Source organism: Microbacterium lacus, from assembly GCF_044794305.1.
In the GTDB taxonomy this organism is placed as follows: Bacteria; Actinomycetota; Actinomycetes; order Actinomycetales; family Microbacteriaceae; genus Microbacterium; species Microbacterium lacus_B.
In genome coordinates this window covers 2,875,901-2,890,250 of the sequence record NZ_CP084996.1, presented here as the reverse complement: position 1 = coordinate 2,890,250, position 14,350 = coordinate 2,875,901, and the positions used below count along the sequence as shown (strand labels likewise).

General features: G+C 66.4%; 13 protein-coding genes. 8 read left to right on the top strand and 5 right to left on the bottom strand.

Translation table 11 applies throughout. The features are described from left to right. Nucleotides 1-3: 3 nt before the first annotated feature. On the bottom strand, nucleotides 4-648 hold the full coding sequence (locus LG299_RS13685; RefSeq protein WP_404431155.1) for a response regulator: 645 nt from the start codon (nucleotides 646-648) through the stop codon (nucleotides 4-6). Then, entirely contained in the window at nucleotides 645-1,826 is a 1,182-nt protein-coding gene (locus LG299_RS13680; protein ID WP_404431153.1) for a sensor histidine kinase, read from the bottom strand. The genes LG299_RS13685 and LG299_RS13680 overlap by 4 nt, the downstream gene beginning before the upstream one ends. Nucleotides 1,827-2,047: 221 nt before the next feature. On the opposite strand from LG299_RS13680, the gene LG299_RS13675 reads away from it, so the two are divergent. From LG299_RS13675 to LG299_RS13640, 8 genes are all read left to right on the top strand, one after another. Further along, nucleotides 2,048-2,896 (top strand): nitrilase-related carbon-nitrogen hydrolase, encoded by an 849-nt coding sequence (locus tag LG299_RS13675; protein ID WP_404431151.1) that lies wholly within the window; start codon nucleotides 2,048-2,050, stop codon nucleotides 2,894-2,896. An 11-nt stretch (nucleotides 2,897-2,907) separates the two neighbouring features. Beyond that, on the top strand, nucleotides 2,908-4,344 hold the full coding sequence (gene hydA, locus LG299_RS13670; protein WP_404431149.1) for a dihydropyrimidinase: 1,437 nt from the start codon (nucleotides 2,908-2,910) through the stop codon (nucleotides 4,342-4,344). 10 nt (nucleotides 4,345-4,354) lie between these two features. Further along, a complete protein-coding gene (locus LG299_RS13665) occupies nucleotides 4,355-5,371 on the top strand; it encodes a TIGR03842 family LLM class F420-dependent oxidoreductase (RefSeq protein WP_404431147.1) in 1,017 nt (338 codons plus the stop codon). 101 nt (nucleotides 5,372-5,472) lie between these two features. After that, nucleotides 5,473-6,402: an ABC transporter permease gene (locus tag LG299_RS13660; protein WP_404434893.1), complete on the top strand. Its 930-nt coding sequence runs from the start codon at nucleotides 5,473-5,475 to the stop codon at nucleotides 6,400-6,402. After that, nucleotides 6,399-7,223, top strand: coding sequence for an ABC transporter ATP-binding protein (locus LG299_RS13655; protein ID WP_404431145.1), 825 nt, complete (start codon nucleotides 6,399-6,401; stop codon nucleotides 7,221-7,223). Before LG299_RS13660 ends, LG299_RS13655 begins: the two co-directional genes overlap by 4 nt. Beyond that, nucleotides 7,220-8,047 carry an ABC transporter permease gene (locus LG299_RS13650; protein WP_404431143.1) on the top strand — a complete coding sequence of 276 codons (828 nt, stop codon included), beginning with the start codon at nucleotides 7,220-7,222 and terminating at the stop codon, nucleotides 8,045-8,047. Before LG299_RS13655 ends, LG299_RS13650 begins: the two co-directional genes overlap by 4 nt. Before the next feature lie 62 nt (nucleotides 8,048-8,109). Continuing rightward, a complete protein-coding gene (locus LG299_RS13645; protein ID WP_404431141.1) occupies nucleotides 8,110-9,288 on the top strand; it encodes an ABC transporter substrate-binding protein in 1,179 nt (392 codons plus the stop codon). Between the two features lie 205 nt (nucleotides 9,289-9,493). Continuing rightward, the gene (locus tag LG299_RS13640) at nucleotides 9,494-10,987 is read left to right on the top strand and encodes a CoA-acylating methylmalonate-semialdehyde dehydrogenase (RefSeq protein WP_404431139.1); all 1,494 of its coding nucleotides are present in this window, start codon (nucleotides 9,494-9,496) and stop codon (nucleotides 10,985-10,987) included. 128 nt (nucleotides 10,988-11,115) lie between these two features. Here LG299_RS13640 and LG299_RS13635 read toward each other — a convergent pair whose 3' ends face one another. From LG299_RS13635 to LG299_RS13625, 3 genes are read right to left on the bottom strand one after another with little or no spacing between them, the layout of a single operon-like run. Further along, entirely contained in the window at nucleotides 11,116-12,663 is a 1,548-nt protein-coding gene (locus LG299_RS13635; protein WP_404431137.1) for a tripartite tricarboxylate transporter permease, read from the bottom strand. Continuing rightward, nucleotides 12,651-13,301, bottom strand: coding sequence for a tripartite tricarboxylate transporter TctB family protein (locus LG299_RS13630; RefSeq protein WP_404431135.1), 651 nt, complete (start codon nucleotides 13,299-13,301; stop codon nucleotides 12,651-12,653). The genes LG299_RS13635 and LG299_RS13630 overlap by 13 nt, the downstream gene beginning before the upstream one ends. Next, nucleotides 13,298-14,281: a Bug family tripartite tricarboxylate transporter substrate binding protein gene (locus LG299_RS13625; protein ID WP_404431133.1), complete on the bottom strand. Its 984-nt coding sequence runs from the start codon at nucleotides 14,279-14,281 to the stop codon at nucleotides 13,298-13,300. The genes LG299_RS13630 and LG299_RS13625 overlap by 4 nt, the downstream gene beginning before the upstream one ends. Nucleotides 14,282-14,350: the final 69 nt, after the last annotated feature.

Genomic DNA, 14,350 nt, shown 5'->3' with positions numbered 1-14,350 from the left:
TGCTCAGGCGAGCCCGTGGTCAAAGGCGAAGACGACGAGCTGCACGCGATCGCGCAGGCTGAGTTTCGCCAGGATCCGGCTGATGTGGGTCTTCACCGTTGCCTCCGACAGGTACTCACGACCGGCGATCTCGGCGTTCGAGAGTCCGCGCGCGGCCAGCGCGAAGATCTCGCGCTCACGCTCGGTGAGCTGCTGATACTCCACGGGAACAGGGCGGGTGGCAGCATCCGTCACGTGCGCGAAGAGATCTCTGGTGGCGGATGCTGCGATCACCTGCGAACCCGCATGCACCGTGCGGATCGCCGCGAGTAGGAAGTCGGGGTCGGCGTCCTTGAGCAGAAATCCGCTCGCCCCGCCGCGGATCGCACGAGCCGCGGCCTCATCGAGGTCGAACGTCGTGAGCATGACGACCCGCGGTGGAGCGGCGTCGGTGAGCAGTTCGGCCGTCGCTTCGAGGCCATCCATGACGGGCATGCGGATGTCCATCAGCACGACGTCGGGACGTGCGGCGCGCACGACATCGAGCGCCTCGCGGCCGTTGGCAGCCTCACCCACGACCTCGAGGTCGGCCTGCGAGTCGATCATCATGCGGATTCCCGCGCGGAAGAGTGACTGATCATCGACCAGGACAACGCGGATCGGCTTCATGCGGCGCCGCCGACCGGGAGGACTCCGTTTACGACGAATGCTCCGTCGCGGTCGGCGGAGTTGAGCCAGCCTCCGACCAAGCTCGCGCGCTCACCCATGCCGATCATCCCGTGCCCCGTGTCCGTCGGTCGGTGACCGGGCTTCAGCCCGTTGCGCACCTCGAACTCGACCCCGGCCGCGCCGCGCGCGACCGTCGGGAGCCAGGCCAGCCGGACCGCGACCGGAGCGGTCGAGTCACCGTGGCGCAGCGCGTTGGTCAGGGCCTCTTGCACGATGCGGAACAGCGCGAGCTGCACCGCCGCCGGCGGCTCTGCGGGCGGAGCGGGGTCCACATCGACGATCAGGTCCACGCCGGCGACGCGCACTTGGGCGTAGAGCTCGTCGAGATCGGCGAGCGTCGGCTGAGGGCCGTCGGTCTGGCTGTGCCGAAGCTGCGTGAGCAGCAGGCGCACATCGGCGAGCGCGGCACGCGCGGTGGTCGAGATGGTGGCGAGGGCGTCGGTCGCAGCATCCGGATTCGACGCCGCCGCGTAGCGCGCGCCGTCCGCCTGCGCGATCACGACGGTCAGGGAGTGCGCGACCACATCGTGCATGTCGCGGGCGATGCGCACCCGCTCTTGCTCGGCCGTCGCCTCGGCCTCGGCGCGGGCCGCCGCGGCGCGGCTCTCGCGGGCTCGGATCGCGGTGCGCACGAGAGCCCCGACCGTCCACGAGAGGAGGAGCGCGAAACCCGCCGCGACGAGGACGGCCAGCGCGAGCGGGAGGCTGGCCAGCGACAGCCGGCCGCCGGCGAAATCGGGAATGAGAAAGAGGTACGACGTGATGACGACCGCACCGAGGATGCTCGACGCGAACCCTGCCCAGAAGACGAACCTCGAGCCGTACGCGGCCGCGGTGTAGAGCACGGCGAAGATCGCGACGTCGGCGAAGATTGGCGGGCGACCGAAGGTCATCTGCACGATCGCGCCGACCCACGCCAGCGCGAGCGCGAGCCCCGGCGACAGGCGCCGGACCGCCAACGCGATGGCGAGAAGCACACAGGTCAACACGCTGGCGAGGACGCCCGTGGGGCCATCGACGGCTCCGCCCTGCAGCTCCGACCACAGCGCCACGAGCGCGAAGGCGGCCGCCACCGAGACATCGACGACCAGCTGGTACGGCTTCATGGGGCGGAACACGCTCTCACGCTACGTGAGACGCGGATTCACGGCATCCGTCTGCGGATGTATCTGGAGGCGTGAATGTGCGTCCGAATGCAACACCGGGGCTATGGTCGGCTGGGCCAACCATTGACCCACCCGGAGCTCAGGCTTTACTGTCACGTGACAGGCCGAAACCGACCGGAAACGTCGGATCGACATGATCAAGAGGAGGGCTACGGCTCTCGGACGGAGGCACGATGACGACCGTACGCGCGGCAATCACCCAGACCACCTGGACCGGCGACAAAGAGTCGATGCTCGATAAGCACGAGGGTTTCGCGCGGGATGCCGCAGCCCAAGGTGCTCAGGTGGTGTGCTTTCAGGAGCTTTTCTACGGCCCGTACTTCGGCATCACCGAAGATAAGAAGTACTACCGCTACGCGGAACCCGCCGACGGCCCGATCGTGCAGCGATTCGCGGCGCTGGCCGCAGAACTCAACGTCGTGATGATCCTGCCGATCTACGAAGAAGACATCACCGGCGTCTACTACAACACCGCCGTCGTGGTCGATGCCGACGGGACGATCCTCGGCAAGTACCGCAAGCACCACCTCCCCCACCTCGACCGGTTCTGGGAGAAGTTCTACTTCCGCCCCGGCAACCTCGGCTACCCCGTCTTCGACACCGCGGTCGGCAAGATCGGCGTGTACATCTGCTACGACCGGCACTTCCCCGAGGGATGGCGTGAACTCGGCCTGAACGGCGCGCACATGGTGTTCAACCCCAACGCCACCAAGCCCGGCCTCTCGAACCGTCTCTGGGAGGTCGAAGGCCCCTGCGCAGCCGTCGCGAACGGATACTTCGTGCTGCAGCCGAATCGCGTCGGCCGCGAAGACAACGAGTACGGCGAGCTGGCGGTCGACTTCTACGGCACCAGCCAGGTCATCGACCCGCGTGGCAACTTCGTCGGCGAGCGCGGCTCGAGCGAGCACGAAGAAGTCCTGATTCGCGACCTCGACCTGGACATGGTGCAGCAGATGCGCGACGACTGGCAGTTCTACCGGGATCGTCGGCCGGACAGCTACACGATGATTTCGAAGCCGTGAGGACCTGAACCATGACCACGACACTCATCACCGGCGGAACGGTCGTCTCGGCGACCGGGCGCGGCAAGGCCGACGTCCTCATCGACGATGAGACGATCGTCGCCGTTCTGCAGCCAGGGTCTGAACTTCTCGGGACGGATGTCGCGGCATCCGTCGACCGTGTGATCGACGCGACCGGAAAGTACGTGATTCCCGGCGGGATCGACGCGCACACCCACATGCAGCTGCCGTTCGGCGGCACGTCGGCAAGCGACACGTTCGAAACCGGAACGCGGGCTGCGGCATGGGGCGGCACGACGACGATCATCGACTTCGCCGTGCAGACGTACGGCGGCGACGTGTTCGAGGGCCTCGGCAAGTGGCACGACCTCGCCGCGGGCAACTGCGCGATTGACTACGGCTTTCACCAGATCATCGGCGGCATCGACGAGGCCTCGCTCGCGGCGATGCCGAAGCTGATCGATGAGGGCATCTCGAGCTTCAAGCTGTTCATGGCCTACCCCGGTGTCTTCTACTCGGACGACGCTCAGATTCTCAGGGCCATGCAGGTCAGCCGCGACACGGGGCTGCTCACGATGATGCACGCCGAGAACGGCCCTGCGATCGACGTGCTCGCCGCACAGCTGGTCGAACAGGGCAAGACCGACCCGTTCTACCACGGCATCGCCCGGGCCTGGCAGATGGAAGAAGAGGCGACGCACCGAGCGATCATGCTCGCGAACCTCACCGGCGCTCCGCTGTACGTCGTGCATGTGAGTGCGAAACAGGCCGTGAAGCAACTCGCCTGGGCCCGCGACAAGGGTCAGAACGTCTTCGGTGAGACCTGCCCTCAGTACCTGTACCTGTCGCTCGAAGAGCAACTCGGAGCGAAGAGCGACGAGTGGGGCGCGTTCGAGGGCGCGAAGTGGGTGTGCTCCACGCCGATTCGCTCCCGCGAAGACGGCCACCAGGACTACATGTGGCAGGCATTGCGCACGAACGACCTGCAGATGGTCTCGACCGACCACTGCCCGTTCTGCATGAAGGATCAGAAAGAGTTGGGCCTCGGCGACTTCCGCAAGATTCCGAACGGCATCGGCTCGGTAGAGCACCGGATGGACCTGATGTACCAGGGCGTCGTGACGGGCAAGCTGACCCTCGAGCGGTGGGTCGAGCTCACCTCGACCACACCGGCCCGAATGTTCGGGCTCTACGGCCGCAAGGGTGTGATCCAGCCGGGCGCCGACGGTGACGTCGTCATCTACGACCCGAACGGTCACACGTCGATCGGCGTCAACAACACGCACCACATGAACATGGATCACTCCGCGTGGGAGGGCTACGAGATCGACGGGCACGTCGACACCGTGCTTTCACGCGGCAAGGTCATCGTCGACGGCGGCCAGTACCTCGGATCGAAGGGCGACGGGCGCTACCTCAAGCGCGGTCTGTCGCAGTACCTGACATGAGGGGCATCTGATGGACTTCGGAGTCGTTCTCCAGACCAACCCGCCCGCCGCACGCACCGTGCAGTTGGCGAAACTCGCCGAGGCGCACGGCTTCAGCCACGTGTGGACCTTCGATTCGCACCTGTTGTGGCAAGAGCCGTATGTGATCCACTCGGCGATTCTCGCCGAGACGAAGAAGATCGTCGTCGGGCCTTTTGTGACGAACCCCGCGACGCGGGATTGGACGGTGACAGCATCCGTCTTCGCCACTCTCAACGAGATGTACGGCAACCGCACGATCTGCGGCATCGGCCGCGGAGACTCGGCCGTGCGGGTGACCAACGGCAAGCCCGTGAGCATGAGCGAGCTGCGCGAGTCGATCCATGTGATCCGCGAGCTCGCGAACTCGCGGCCGGTCGAGTACCACGGGGCGACGCTGCAATTTCCTTGGAGCCGGGGTTCCGAGCTCGATGTCTGGGTCGCCGCGTACGGTCCGCTCGCATTGAAGCTCACCGGCGAGGTGGGTGACGGGTTCATCCTGCAGCTGGCAGACCTCGACATCGCCGCGTGGATGATCAAGACGGTACGGGATGCTGCGGCAAACGTCGGCCGTGACCCCGACTCGATCGCCTTCTGCGTCGCGGCCCCGATGTACATCGGCACCGATAGCGAGCACATGCGCGACCAGTGCCGCTGGTTCGGCGGAATGGTCGGCAATCACGTGGCCGACATCGTGGCGAAGTACGGCACGGACGGCTCGGTGCCGAAGGCGCTGACCGACTACATCGCGGGGCGCCAGGGCTACGACTACAACTCGCACGGCAAGGCCGGCAACGACCACGTTGACTTCGTGCCGGATGAGATCGTCGACCGGTTCTGCATTCTCGGGACCGCCGAAGAGCACATCGAGAAGCTCAAGAAACTGAAAGACATCGGGGTCACCCAGTTCGCCGGTTACCTCCAGCACGACAACAAAGAAGAGACGATGCGCGTCTACGGCGAGACCGTGATCCCGGCGCTGGCAGAACACGTGACGGCCAAGGCGTGACGCTCACCCCCGACCCCGCCGCGGCCGCACCTCTCACTGAGCCCGCGAGAACCCAGTCCGCCGACGAGAACCCCGACGTAGCCAGTGTTCTCGTCGGGGGGATGGGTTCTCGCGGTCAAAAGCGTGGCGGCCAGAGCGCGGGCGGGGGTACGTCGGCGGCGATGTGGGGTGTGCTCGGGGTCGTAGCCATCATCGTGCTCTGGGAGCTGTACAAGTTTCTCGGACCGGCCGAAGGCGTGACGATCGGCGCGGTCGAGGGCGAATCCGGGTCGGGCGTGATGATCCTGCCTCGCACGCACGACCGCGCGATGCCCCACGTGTGGGACATGGTCGCGCGACTCTTTCAACCGACAAGCGGCGGCGACACCCCGCCACTGTTCGTCTCGGTCATCTCTGCAGCCCTCATCACCCTGGGCATCGCGGCGGTCGGATGGTTCATCGGAGTCACCGTCGGGGCGATCCTCGGTCTGCTGATGCAGCGGTGGAAGCTCGTCGAATGGGGGCTCCTCCCCTGGATCGTCGTCAGCCAGATCGTTCCGCTCATCGCCTTCGCGCCGGTGGTGAACGCGCTCGGCAATCAGATCGATCGTGGCGGGACGCCCTGGCCGCAGTGGCTCTCGGTCGCGGTCATCGCGTCGTACCTCGCGTTCTTCCCGGTGGCCATCGGCGTGCTCAAGGGCCTCGCCGCCCCCGACCAGATCCACCTCGACCTCATGCGCACGTATGCGGCGGGGTACTGGCCGACGCTCCTGCGGCTTCGACTCCCGGCATCCGTTCCCTATCTCTTGCCCGCGCTCCGGCTCGCCGCCGCGAACGCCGTGCTCGGCGCGGTCGTGGCCGAGGTCTCGATCGGTATGCGCGGAGGAATCGGCCGGATGCTGATTCAGCTCGCCGGCCAGGCTTCGAGCGACCCCGCCGCACCGTGGGGTCCGACCTTCGGGTCGATCGCCCTCGGACTCATCGCCGCCGCCTCTGTCGCCCTGCTCGGGCTCGGGCTGCGCAACTACCGCAGAGGAGAAGCCGTCGCATGACCGCTCCACAGATCGACACAACGGCCACCCCTGCGGACGTGGCCGTCTCTGCGGCGGGCGTCGGCAAGGTCTTCCCGGCGAAGGGCGCCGATGTCATTGCGCTCACCGAGGTCGATCTCACGGTCGGTGCGGGCGAGTTCGTCTCGCTGATCGGACCGTCGGGCTGCGGCAAGTCGACGCTCCTTCGGCTGATCGCCGACCTTGATCAGGCCACGAGCGGAGCGCTGTCGATCTTCGGCAAGCCCGCGCGCGCGGCGCGCCTCGACCAGGACTACGGCATCGCGTTCCAGCAGGCGGGCCTCCTGCCGTGGCGCACGGTCGCGGCGAACATCTCGCTCCCGCTCGAACTGAACGGCACCTCGCGCGCGGCACGCAACGCTCGGGTGGCGGAGCTCGCCGAACTCGTCGGACTCACCGATTTCATCGACCGCTACCCCGACCAGCTCTCGGGCGGAATGCAGCAGCGCGTCGCGATCGCACGGGCTCTGGCGACGAGCCCGAAGCTGCTCCTCATGGACGAGCCCTTCGGCGCGCTCGACGAAATGACCCGCGAGTACCTGCAGTCCGAGCTCACGCGCATCGCGGGCGAGACGGGCGCTGCCGTGGTCTTCGTCACCCACTCCATCCCCGAGGCGGTGTTCCTCTCTGACCGCGTCGTCGTGATGAGCCCGCGCCCCGGTCGCATCACCGACGTCATCGAGACGGCTCTGGGCGATGAGCGCGGCGAAGCTCTGCGCGAAGCGCCCGAGTACTTCGACCGGGTCACCGCTGTCCGCGAAGCGCTGCACGGCACGCGCATCGAGAGGGCGAACGAGCGATGACCCTCCCGCAGACGAAGATTCCGGATGCCTCGGCCCGAGGCATCCGTCCTCGCACATCGTCGCCGCGGGCGCTGCCCGAATGGCTGCGCTTCGTCGCCCCGGTCGTTGTCGGCGTCGCGATCCTGGCGGTGTGGGCGATCTACGTCGCCTCGGGCGCCGCACCGCGGATGCTCCCCGGACCCGTCGCCATCGCCGAGGAGTTCGTCCTGCGATGGGACATCATCTGGGAAGACATGATGATCACGGCGACCAACGCACTCGTCGGACTCATCTTCGGCTCACTGCTCGCCATTCTTCTCGCGGGCCTCGCGGCCGCGGCACGACCAATCGACGGGATGCTGGCACCCCTGATCGCTGCTCTCGCCGTGATCCCGATCGTAGCGATCACCCCGATCCTCAACACGATGTTCGGCGCGTCCAGTCAGTTCGGCAGGCAGGCCGTCGCCATGATCGCGGCGTTCATCCCGGTCTTCATCAATGTGCTGCGGGGTCTGCGTCAAACCCGAGCCGTGCACCGAGACGTCCTCCGCGCGTCGGCCGCGACATCCGGCCAGACCTTCCGTTACCTGACGATGCCCACCGCGCTGCCATACCTGATGACCGGCCTGCGGATCGCGAGCTCGCTCGCGGTGATCGCGGCCCTCGTCGCGGAGTACTTCGGCGGGCCCGCCGACGGCATCGGCACCGCGATCGCCACCTACGCCAAATCCGGACGCGCCGAACTCGCCTGGGCGTATGTCTTCGGCGGAATACTCATCGGCCTCGTGTTCTACCTCGTCACCTCGCTCCTCGAGCGCCTCGCGACGAGGGGAAGGCCGGTCTGACCGGCACCTGCGCGCCTCTATAGACACCCGAACAAGCACCACCCACCGAAAGGAACAGCAGCATGAGATACAGCACCAGACGCGGACTCACTCTCGCGTCCACCGCGGCGATCGCCGCCCTCGCGCTCGCGGCATGCTCGTCGCCCGCGCCCGAGGCCTCCGCAGACCCCGCCGAATCCGGCGACTTCGAGCCGCTCACCGAGATCAGCCTGCAGCTGCAGTGGTTGCCGCAGGCCCAGTTCGCCGGGTACTACGTGGCGCTGGACCAGGGCTACTTCGAAGAGGAAGGCTTCGACGACGTCGAGATCATCCCGTCCGGCGGCGACATCGTGCCGCAGGATGCGCTGGTCGCCGGGGACGTCGACTTCGCCATCGCCTGGGTTCCGAAGGTGCTCGGCACGATGGAGGGCACCGGCGTCGAGCTCACCGATATCGCGCAGGTGTACCAGAAGTCGGGCACCCTGCAGGTCTCGTGGGCCGGTGACGGCATCGAGTCGGTCGCCGACTTCGAGGGCAAGCGCATCGGTTCGTGGGGCTTCGGCAACGAGTGGGAGATCTTCGCCGCCATGGCGGACGAAGGCCTTGACTCGTCGAGCGTCTCGATCACCACTCAGGACTTCAGCATGAACGCCCTGCTCGACCGTGACGTCGACGCCGCCCAGGCGATGACCTACAACGAGTGGGCGCAGATTCTCGAGGTCGTCAACCCCGAGACCGGCGAGCTGTACCAGCCCGAAGACTTCGACGTCATCTCGTACGAAGACACCGCGGGCGCAATGCTCCAGGACGCTATCTGGGCCGACACCGCCCGGCTCGCCGACGACCCGGCCTACGCCGATGCCGCAGTGCGCTTCCTCAAGGCCATCACCAAGGGCTGGGTCTTCTCGCGCGACAACCCCGAAGAGGCAGCCGCCATCGTCTATGACGCCGCGATCAACGCCGAAGCTGCCTTCCCGGTCGGTCCGGTGCACCAGCTATGGCAGATGAACGAGGTCAACAAGCTCATCTGGGCCGGTGGCGACTTCGGTCTCATCGAGCAGGCCGCGTGGGACCAGACGGTCACGGCGGCCCTGTCTTCGCTCAACCAGGACGGCCTCGAGCTGATCACGACAGAGCCCGCAGCATCCGCCTTCTCGAACGAATACATCGAGCAGGCACTCGCGGAACTCGCCGATGAGGGTGTCGAAGTCGGCGGCGAATACACGCCGATCGACGTCGTCCTCACAGAGGGCGGTCAATAAGCACCGGGCGATCAGTAACCCGGCAGATCGTCGGGCGGATGGGGCATCTTGCGATGCTCCGTCCGCCCGACGTCTCTGTTTTGGGCGATACCCGCGATCTACGATGAAAAGGACGAGCGCCGACGCTGGTCCCGGGACCCCCCGAGGGCGGAGTGGCGCAGAGACGCCCGCCCACGAGGCCGGTGTAAAGCGAAGGGCAGATGACATGACCGAGATTCTCGACCACTGGGTAGGCGGAACGACCTGGGCAGGAACGTCCGAACGCACCTCTCCCGTCTTCAACCCGGCGCTGGGCACCGTGCAGAAAGAGGTGCGGCTCGCGTCGACGGCGGATGTCGCAGCCGCAGTCGATGTCGCCTCTGACGCGCTCGTGGCCTGGCGCGATTCCTCGATCTCCAAGCGCACCGCAGTCATGTTCGCGTTCCGCGAACTGCTGAACGCGCGCAAGCAGGAACTCGCCGAGATCCTCACCTCCGAGCACGGCAAGGTGATCTCCGACGCCCTCGGCGAGATCGCCCGCGGCATGGAGGTCGTCGAATTCGCGTGCGGCCTCGGTCACCTCACCAAGGGTGCGTACTCCGAGAACGTCTCGACCGGCATCGATGTCTACTCGCTCAAGCAGCCCGTCGGCGTCGTGGGCATCATCAGCCCCTTCAACTTCCCCGCGATGGTTCCGCTGTGGTTCTTCTCCATCGCGATCGCGGCCGGCAACGCCGTGATCCTCAAGCCGTCGGAGAAGGACCCGACCGCCGCGAACTGGATGGCCGCACTGATGAAGGAGGCAGGCCTTCCCGATGGCGTGCTCAACGTCGTGCACGGCGACAAGGAATCCGTCGACGCACTGCTTCAGCACCCCGACGTCCGGGCGATCTCGTTCGTCGGCTCGACGCCGATCGCCAAGTACGTGTACGAGACCGCGACATCGCACGGCAAGCGCGTGCAGGCTCTCGGCGGCGCGAAGAACCACATGCTGGTGCTTCCGGATGCTGATCTCGATCTCGCTGCGGACGCCGCCGTCAACGCGGGCTTCGGCTCAGCGGGCGAGCGCTGCATGGCGATCTCGGTGGTCCTCGCGGTCGACTCCGTCGCCGACACTCTGGTCGAGAAGGTCTCCGAGCGCATGGCGACCCTCCGCACCGGTGACGGCACACGCGGCTGCGACATGGGCCCGCTCATCACGAAGGTGCACCGCGACAAGGTTGCGTCGTACCTCGACGTTGCAGCATCCGACGGCGCAACGGTCGTGGTCGACGGCCGCGACGTCGAGGTCGACGGCGACCCCAACGGGTTCTGGCTCGGCCCGACGCTGATCGACGACGTGCCGGTGACCTCGAGCGTCTACACCGACGAGATCTTCGGCCCGGTGCTCTCCATCGTGCGCATCGAAGGGTACGAGCAGGGCCTCGACATCATCAACTCGAGCCTGTACGGCAACGGCACCGCGATCTTCACGAACGACGGCGGCGCCGCACGGCGGTTCCAGCACGAGGTGCAGGTCGGCATGATCGGCATCAACGTGCCGATCCCCGTACCGGTCGCGTACCACTCGTTCGGAGGGTGGAAGGCTTCACTCTTCGGCGACGCCAAGGCTTACGGCCCGCACGGGTTCGACTTCTTCACCGCCGAGAAGGCCGTCACCTCGCGGTGGCTCGACCCCTCACACGGCGGGCTGAACCTGGGCTTCCCCCAGCACGACTAGCCCGGCGAGGGTCTTCGCTGGGCCGAGCCCACACATGTGGGCGTGAAACCACTCTGACTCGACACCAGAGTGTGGGTTCATGCGCGGATGTGTGGGTTCACCTGTGAGTTGCTGATCCTTGACCTCGGTCAGGGGACGAGCGTGCTCTCGCGCGCGGACACCGCTGCTGCACGGTGCCGTCGAGCGTGCCGAATGTGCTGGGTGACGCTCAGTGCGACGGTCAGCGCGAGCAGTGTATAGAGGATGATCGGGACCGGCCCTGCGACCAGAATCGACGGGTCACCCTCCGAGACCGCGAGCGCGCGACGCAGTTGCGTCTCGGCGACGGGACCGAGGATCGCCGCGATCAGCACCGGCGCCAAGGGAATCGAGAAGTGGCGCATCGCGAACCCGAGAATGCCGATCCCGAGCGCCATCCAGAGGTCGACCACGCGCGAGGCGATGGCGTAGACGCCGAGCATGGCGACGACGGTGATACCGGCGTAGAGGTAGTGGCGGGGCACGAGCAGGAGCTTGGCCCAGACGCTGGCGAACGGGAGGTTGATGATCAGCAGGATCACGAGCCCGATGAAGAAGCTCGCCATCAGAGGCCAGACGAGATCGGCGCTGCGTTCGAACAGGAGGGGCCCTGGCTGCATGCCGTACTGCTGGAAAGCGGCGATCATCATTGCGGCCGTCGCCGAGGTCGGAAGCCCCAGGGCAAGGAGAGCACCCATCGCGGTGCCCGCGGTGGCGTTGCCCGCGGCCTCGGGCCCTGCGACTCCTTGAATCGCGCCTCGGCTGCCGAAGTCGGGATCGCGACGGCGCTTGGCGAGCCGCTTCTCGGTGCCGTACGCCAGGAAGGTCGGCACTTCGGACCCACCGACCGGAATCGCGCCGAACGGAATGCCGTACGCAGTTCCGCGGAGGAACGCCGGCAGTGCCTTGCGCCAATCAGCGCGTGTCAGGTACGGCGAGCCCTGGTGATTGAGGGGCCGCACTCGAGCATCGACGCGACGAGCGTGCGAGGCCACGTGCAGCACCTCCCCGACCGCGAGCAGCCCGACGGTGATGACGATGATCGAGATGCCGTCGAACAGGATCGGCGACCCGAGCGTGAACCGTTCGGCGCCGCTCATACCGTCGATGCCGACGAGGGCGAGCGCGAACCCGAGACCGAGCGCGACGAGGCCGCGCACAATGGAATCGGCCACAACGGCCGAGATCGCAACGAAGGCGAATACGGCGAGTGCGAAGTACTCGGCCGGGCCGAAGACCTTGGCAAGCTCCACGATGTACGGCGAGAAGAACACCACGAGGATGCAGGCGATCGTCCCGCCGATGAAGGCGCCGATCGCCGAGGTTCCCAGCGCTTTGGCTGCGCGACCGTCCTTGGCCATTCGATGACCCTCGAAGGTCGTGGCGATCGCCGAAGAGTTTCCCGGGGTATTCAGGAGAATGCCTGAGGTGGAGTCCCCGAAGAGCCCGCCGAAGTAGATGCTCGCGAACATGATGAACGCACCGGTCGGGTCAAGGCTGAAGGTCACCGGCAGAAGCAGGGCCACAGCCATCGCGGAACCCAGACCGGGCAAGACGCCGACCGCGGTGCCCAGGACCGCCCCGATCACGAGGAACAGCAGGTTCGAGGGGGTGAACGCGACCGCGAACCCCTCCATCAGGTTGCTCAGCTGATCCATGAGAAGACTCCTTCGAGGATGCCGGCGGGCAGGGTCAGTCCGAGACCTGCCGAGAAGGCGAGTTGGACGAGGGATGCCGTGAGCACAGCCACAGCGATGTCGAAGAGGGGACGCTTGCTGCCGAACGCCCAGGAGATGACCCAGAACAGGGCAGCAGAGGAAAGAAGCCATCCGAGGAAGGGAAGAACGAGGATGAAGAGAGCCAGTGTGCCCACGACGATTCCGAGCGTCTTCCAGTCGATCGGTGCGGCGTTGCGGTCCTCTTCGGCGATGACGATGTCTTCGGGAGATACGACCCGAATCTCTGAGGTCTGGTCGAGCCCCCCGAGGTCTTCGAGCATTTCGTTGGACACCTCGGTGGGGTCATCGACGACGTGTGCGCGTTTCGGCTTGCGGATCACATCGATACCCAACGCGATGCCGACGGCATAGAGGAAGACGGTCACGATTGCCGGGAAGAACTGTGGCCCGGGAGCGGCGACGCCGTCCGGCACCTCCATCTGCACGGTCCCGATCGCCAGCAGGGTGGCCAAGATCAACACACCTGCGACCATGATCAATTCGCTGCGGCCGGTGTACCAGCGCGGTGTGAGCTGCGCGCGCAGCGCCCCCGTGGTCGGCGGATCGGTGAGAGTCATAGTCCCAGCTCCTTCACGATGGCTGCGGTGCGTTCAGTTTCGGAGGCGATGAAGTCGGCGAACTCTTCGCCCACCATGAAGCTGTCGACCCAGTTGTTGCGGTCAAGGGTGTCGGCCCAGTCCTCGGTGTCGCGCAATTCGCTCACCATCGCCACCAGCTCGTCGCGCACGTCGTCCGAGATTCCAGGGGGCGCGACGTAGCCGCGCCAGTTCGACATCGACACCTCCACACCCTGCTCCCGGAACGTCGACACCTCGATGCCGTCGACCGGATCGTGGGCTGACACCGCGAGCGCCTTGAGGTTGCCGGAGTCGATCTGGTCGCGGAACTCGTTGTAGCCCGAGAGTCCCGCCTGGGCAGTGCTCGAGAGGATCGAGGTCACGACCTCTCCGCCGCCCGGGTACGCGATGTAGTTGACTTCGCGCGGGTCGACGCCCACGGCCTGAGCGAGAAGTCCGGCAAGCAGGTGATCGATGCCACCGAGCGAGCCGCCAGCGATTGCGGTGCCACCCGGGTCGGCGGCGAGAGCGGCCGTGAAGTCCTGGAGCGTGTCAAAAGGCGAGTCCGCGGGGACGACGAGAACGTTGAAGTCATCTGCCAGTCGCGCGATGGGCACGGTGTCGTCGAGGGTGACGGCGGAGTCGTTCAGCAGGATACCGCCCAGCATCACTCCGCCGGTGACCATCATCAGGTCATGTCGATCGCCCATTTCGACGACTTGACCGAGCCCGATCGTGCCGGAGGCACCGGGCACATTCACGACTTGAACACCACCGGCGATCCCGTTGGCGCGCATCGCCTGCTGAGCTTCGCGAGCGAACGCGTCCCAGCCGCCGCCGGGAGCCGCGGGCGCGACGAGCGTGAGCTTCGTGCGCGGACTCTGCGCCCCTCCACTGGCGCTGGCGTTGGCGGCAGCCGCGACGAACGCTATCGCTGCGACGATGCTGACTGCTATCGCCGTGACTTTTCGACGCTTCATGGTCTCCTCCTGGCGGACTCCGTTGTGGCCCTGGATGTGGGAAGTAGGATGACACCCCAGAGCTACGGA

Bases quoted from the DNA above. Each gene is read 5' to 3' on its own strand.
- LG299_RS13660 (WP_404434893.1), top strand. From the start codon at position 5,473: ATGGGTTCTCGCGGTCAAAAGCGTGGCGGCCAGAGCGCGGGCGGGGGT.
- LG299_RS13635 (WP_404431137.1), bottom strand. From the start codon at position 12,663: ATGGATCAGCTGAGCAACCTGATGGAGGGGTTCGCGGTCGCGTTCACC.
- LG299_RS13625 (WP_404431133.1), bottom strand. From the start codon at position 14,281: ATGAAGCGTCGAAAAGTCACGGCGATAGCAGTCAGCATCGTCGCAGCG.
- LG299_RS13650 (WP_404431143.1), top strand. From the start codon at position 7,220: ATGACCCTCCCGCAGACGAAGATTCCGGATGCCTCGGCCCGAGGCATC.
- LG299_RS13665 (WP_404431147.1), top strand. From the start codon at position 4,355: ATGGACTTCGGAGTCGTTCTCCAGACCAACCCGCCCGCCGCACGCACC.
- LG299_RS13630 (WP_404431135.1), bottom strand. From the start codon at position 13,301: ATGACTCTCACCGATCCGCCGACCACGGGGGCGCTGCGCGCGCAGCTC.
- hydA (WP_404431149.1), top strand. From the start codon at position 2,908: ATGACCACGACACTCATCACCGGCGGAACGGTCGTCTCGGCGACCGGG.
- LG299_RS13640 (WP_404431139.1), top strand. From the start codon at position 9,494: ATGACCGAGATTCTCGACCACTGGGTAGGCGGAACGACCTGGGCAGGA.
- LG299_RS13655 (WP_404431145.1), top strand. From the start codon at position 6,399: ATGACCGCTCCACAGATCGACACAACGGCCACCCCTGCGGACGTGGCC.
- LG299_RS13685 (WP_404431155.1), bottom strand. From the start codon at position 648: ATGAAGCCGATCCGCGTTGTCCTGGTCGATGATCAGTCACTCTTCCGC.
- LG299_RS13645 (WP_404431141.1), top strand. From the start codon at position 8,110: ATGAGATACAGCACCAGACGCGGACTCACTCTCGCGTCCACCGCGGCG.
- LG299_RS13675 (WP_404431151.1), top strand. From the start codon at position 2,048: ATGACGACCGTACGCGCGGCAATCACCCAGACCACCTGGACCGGCGAC.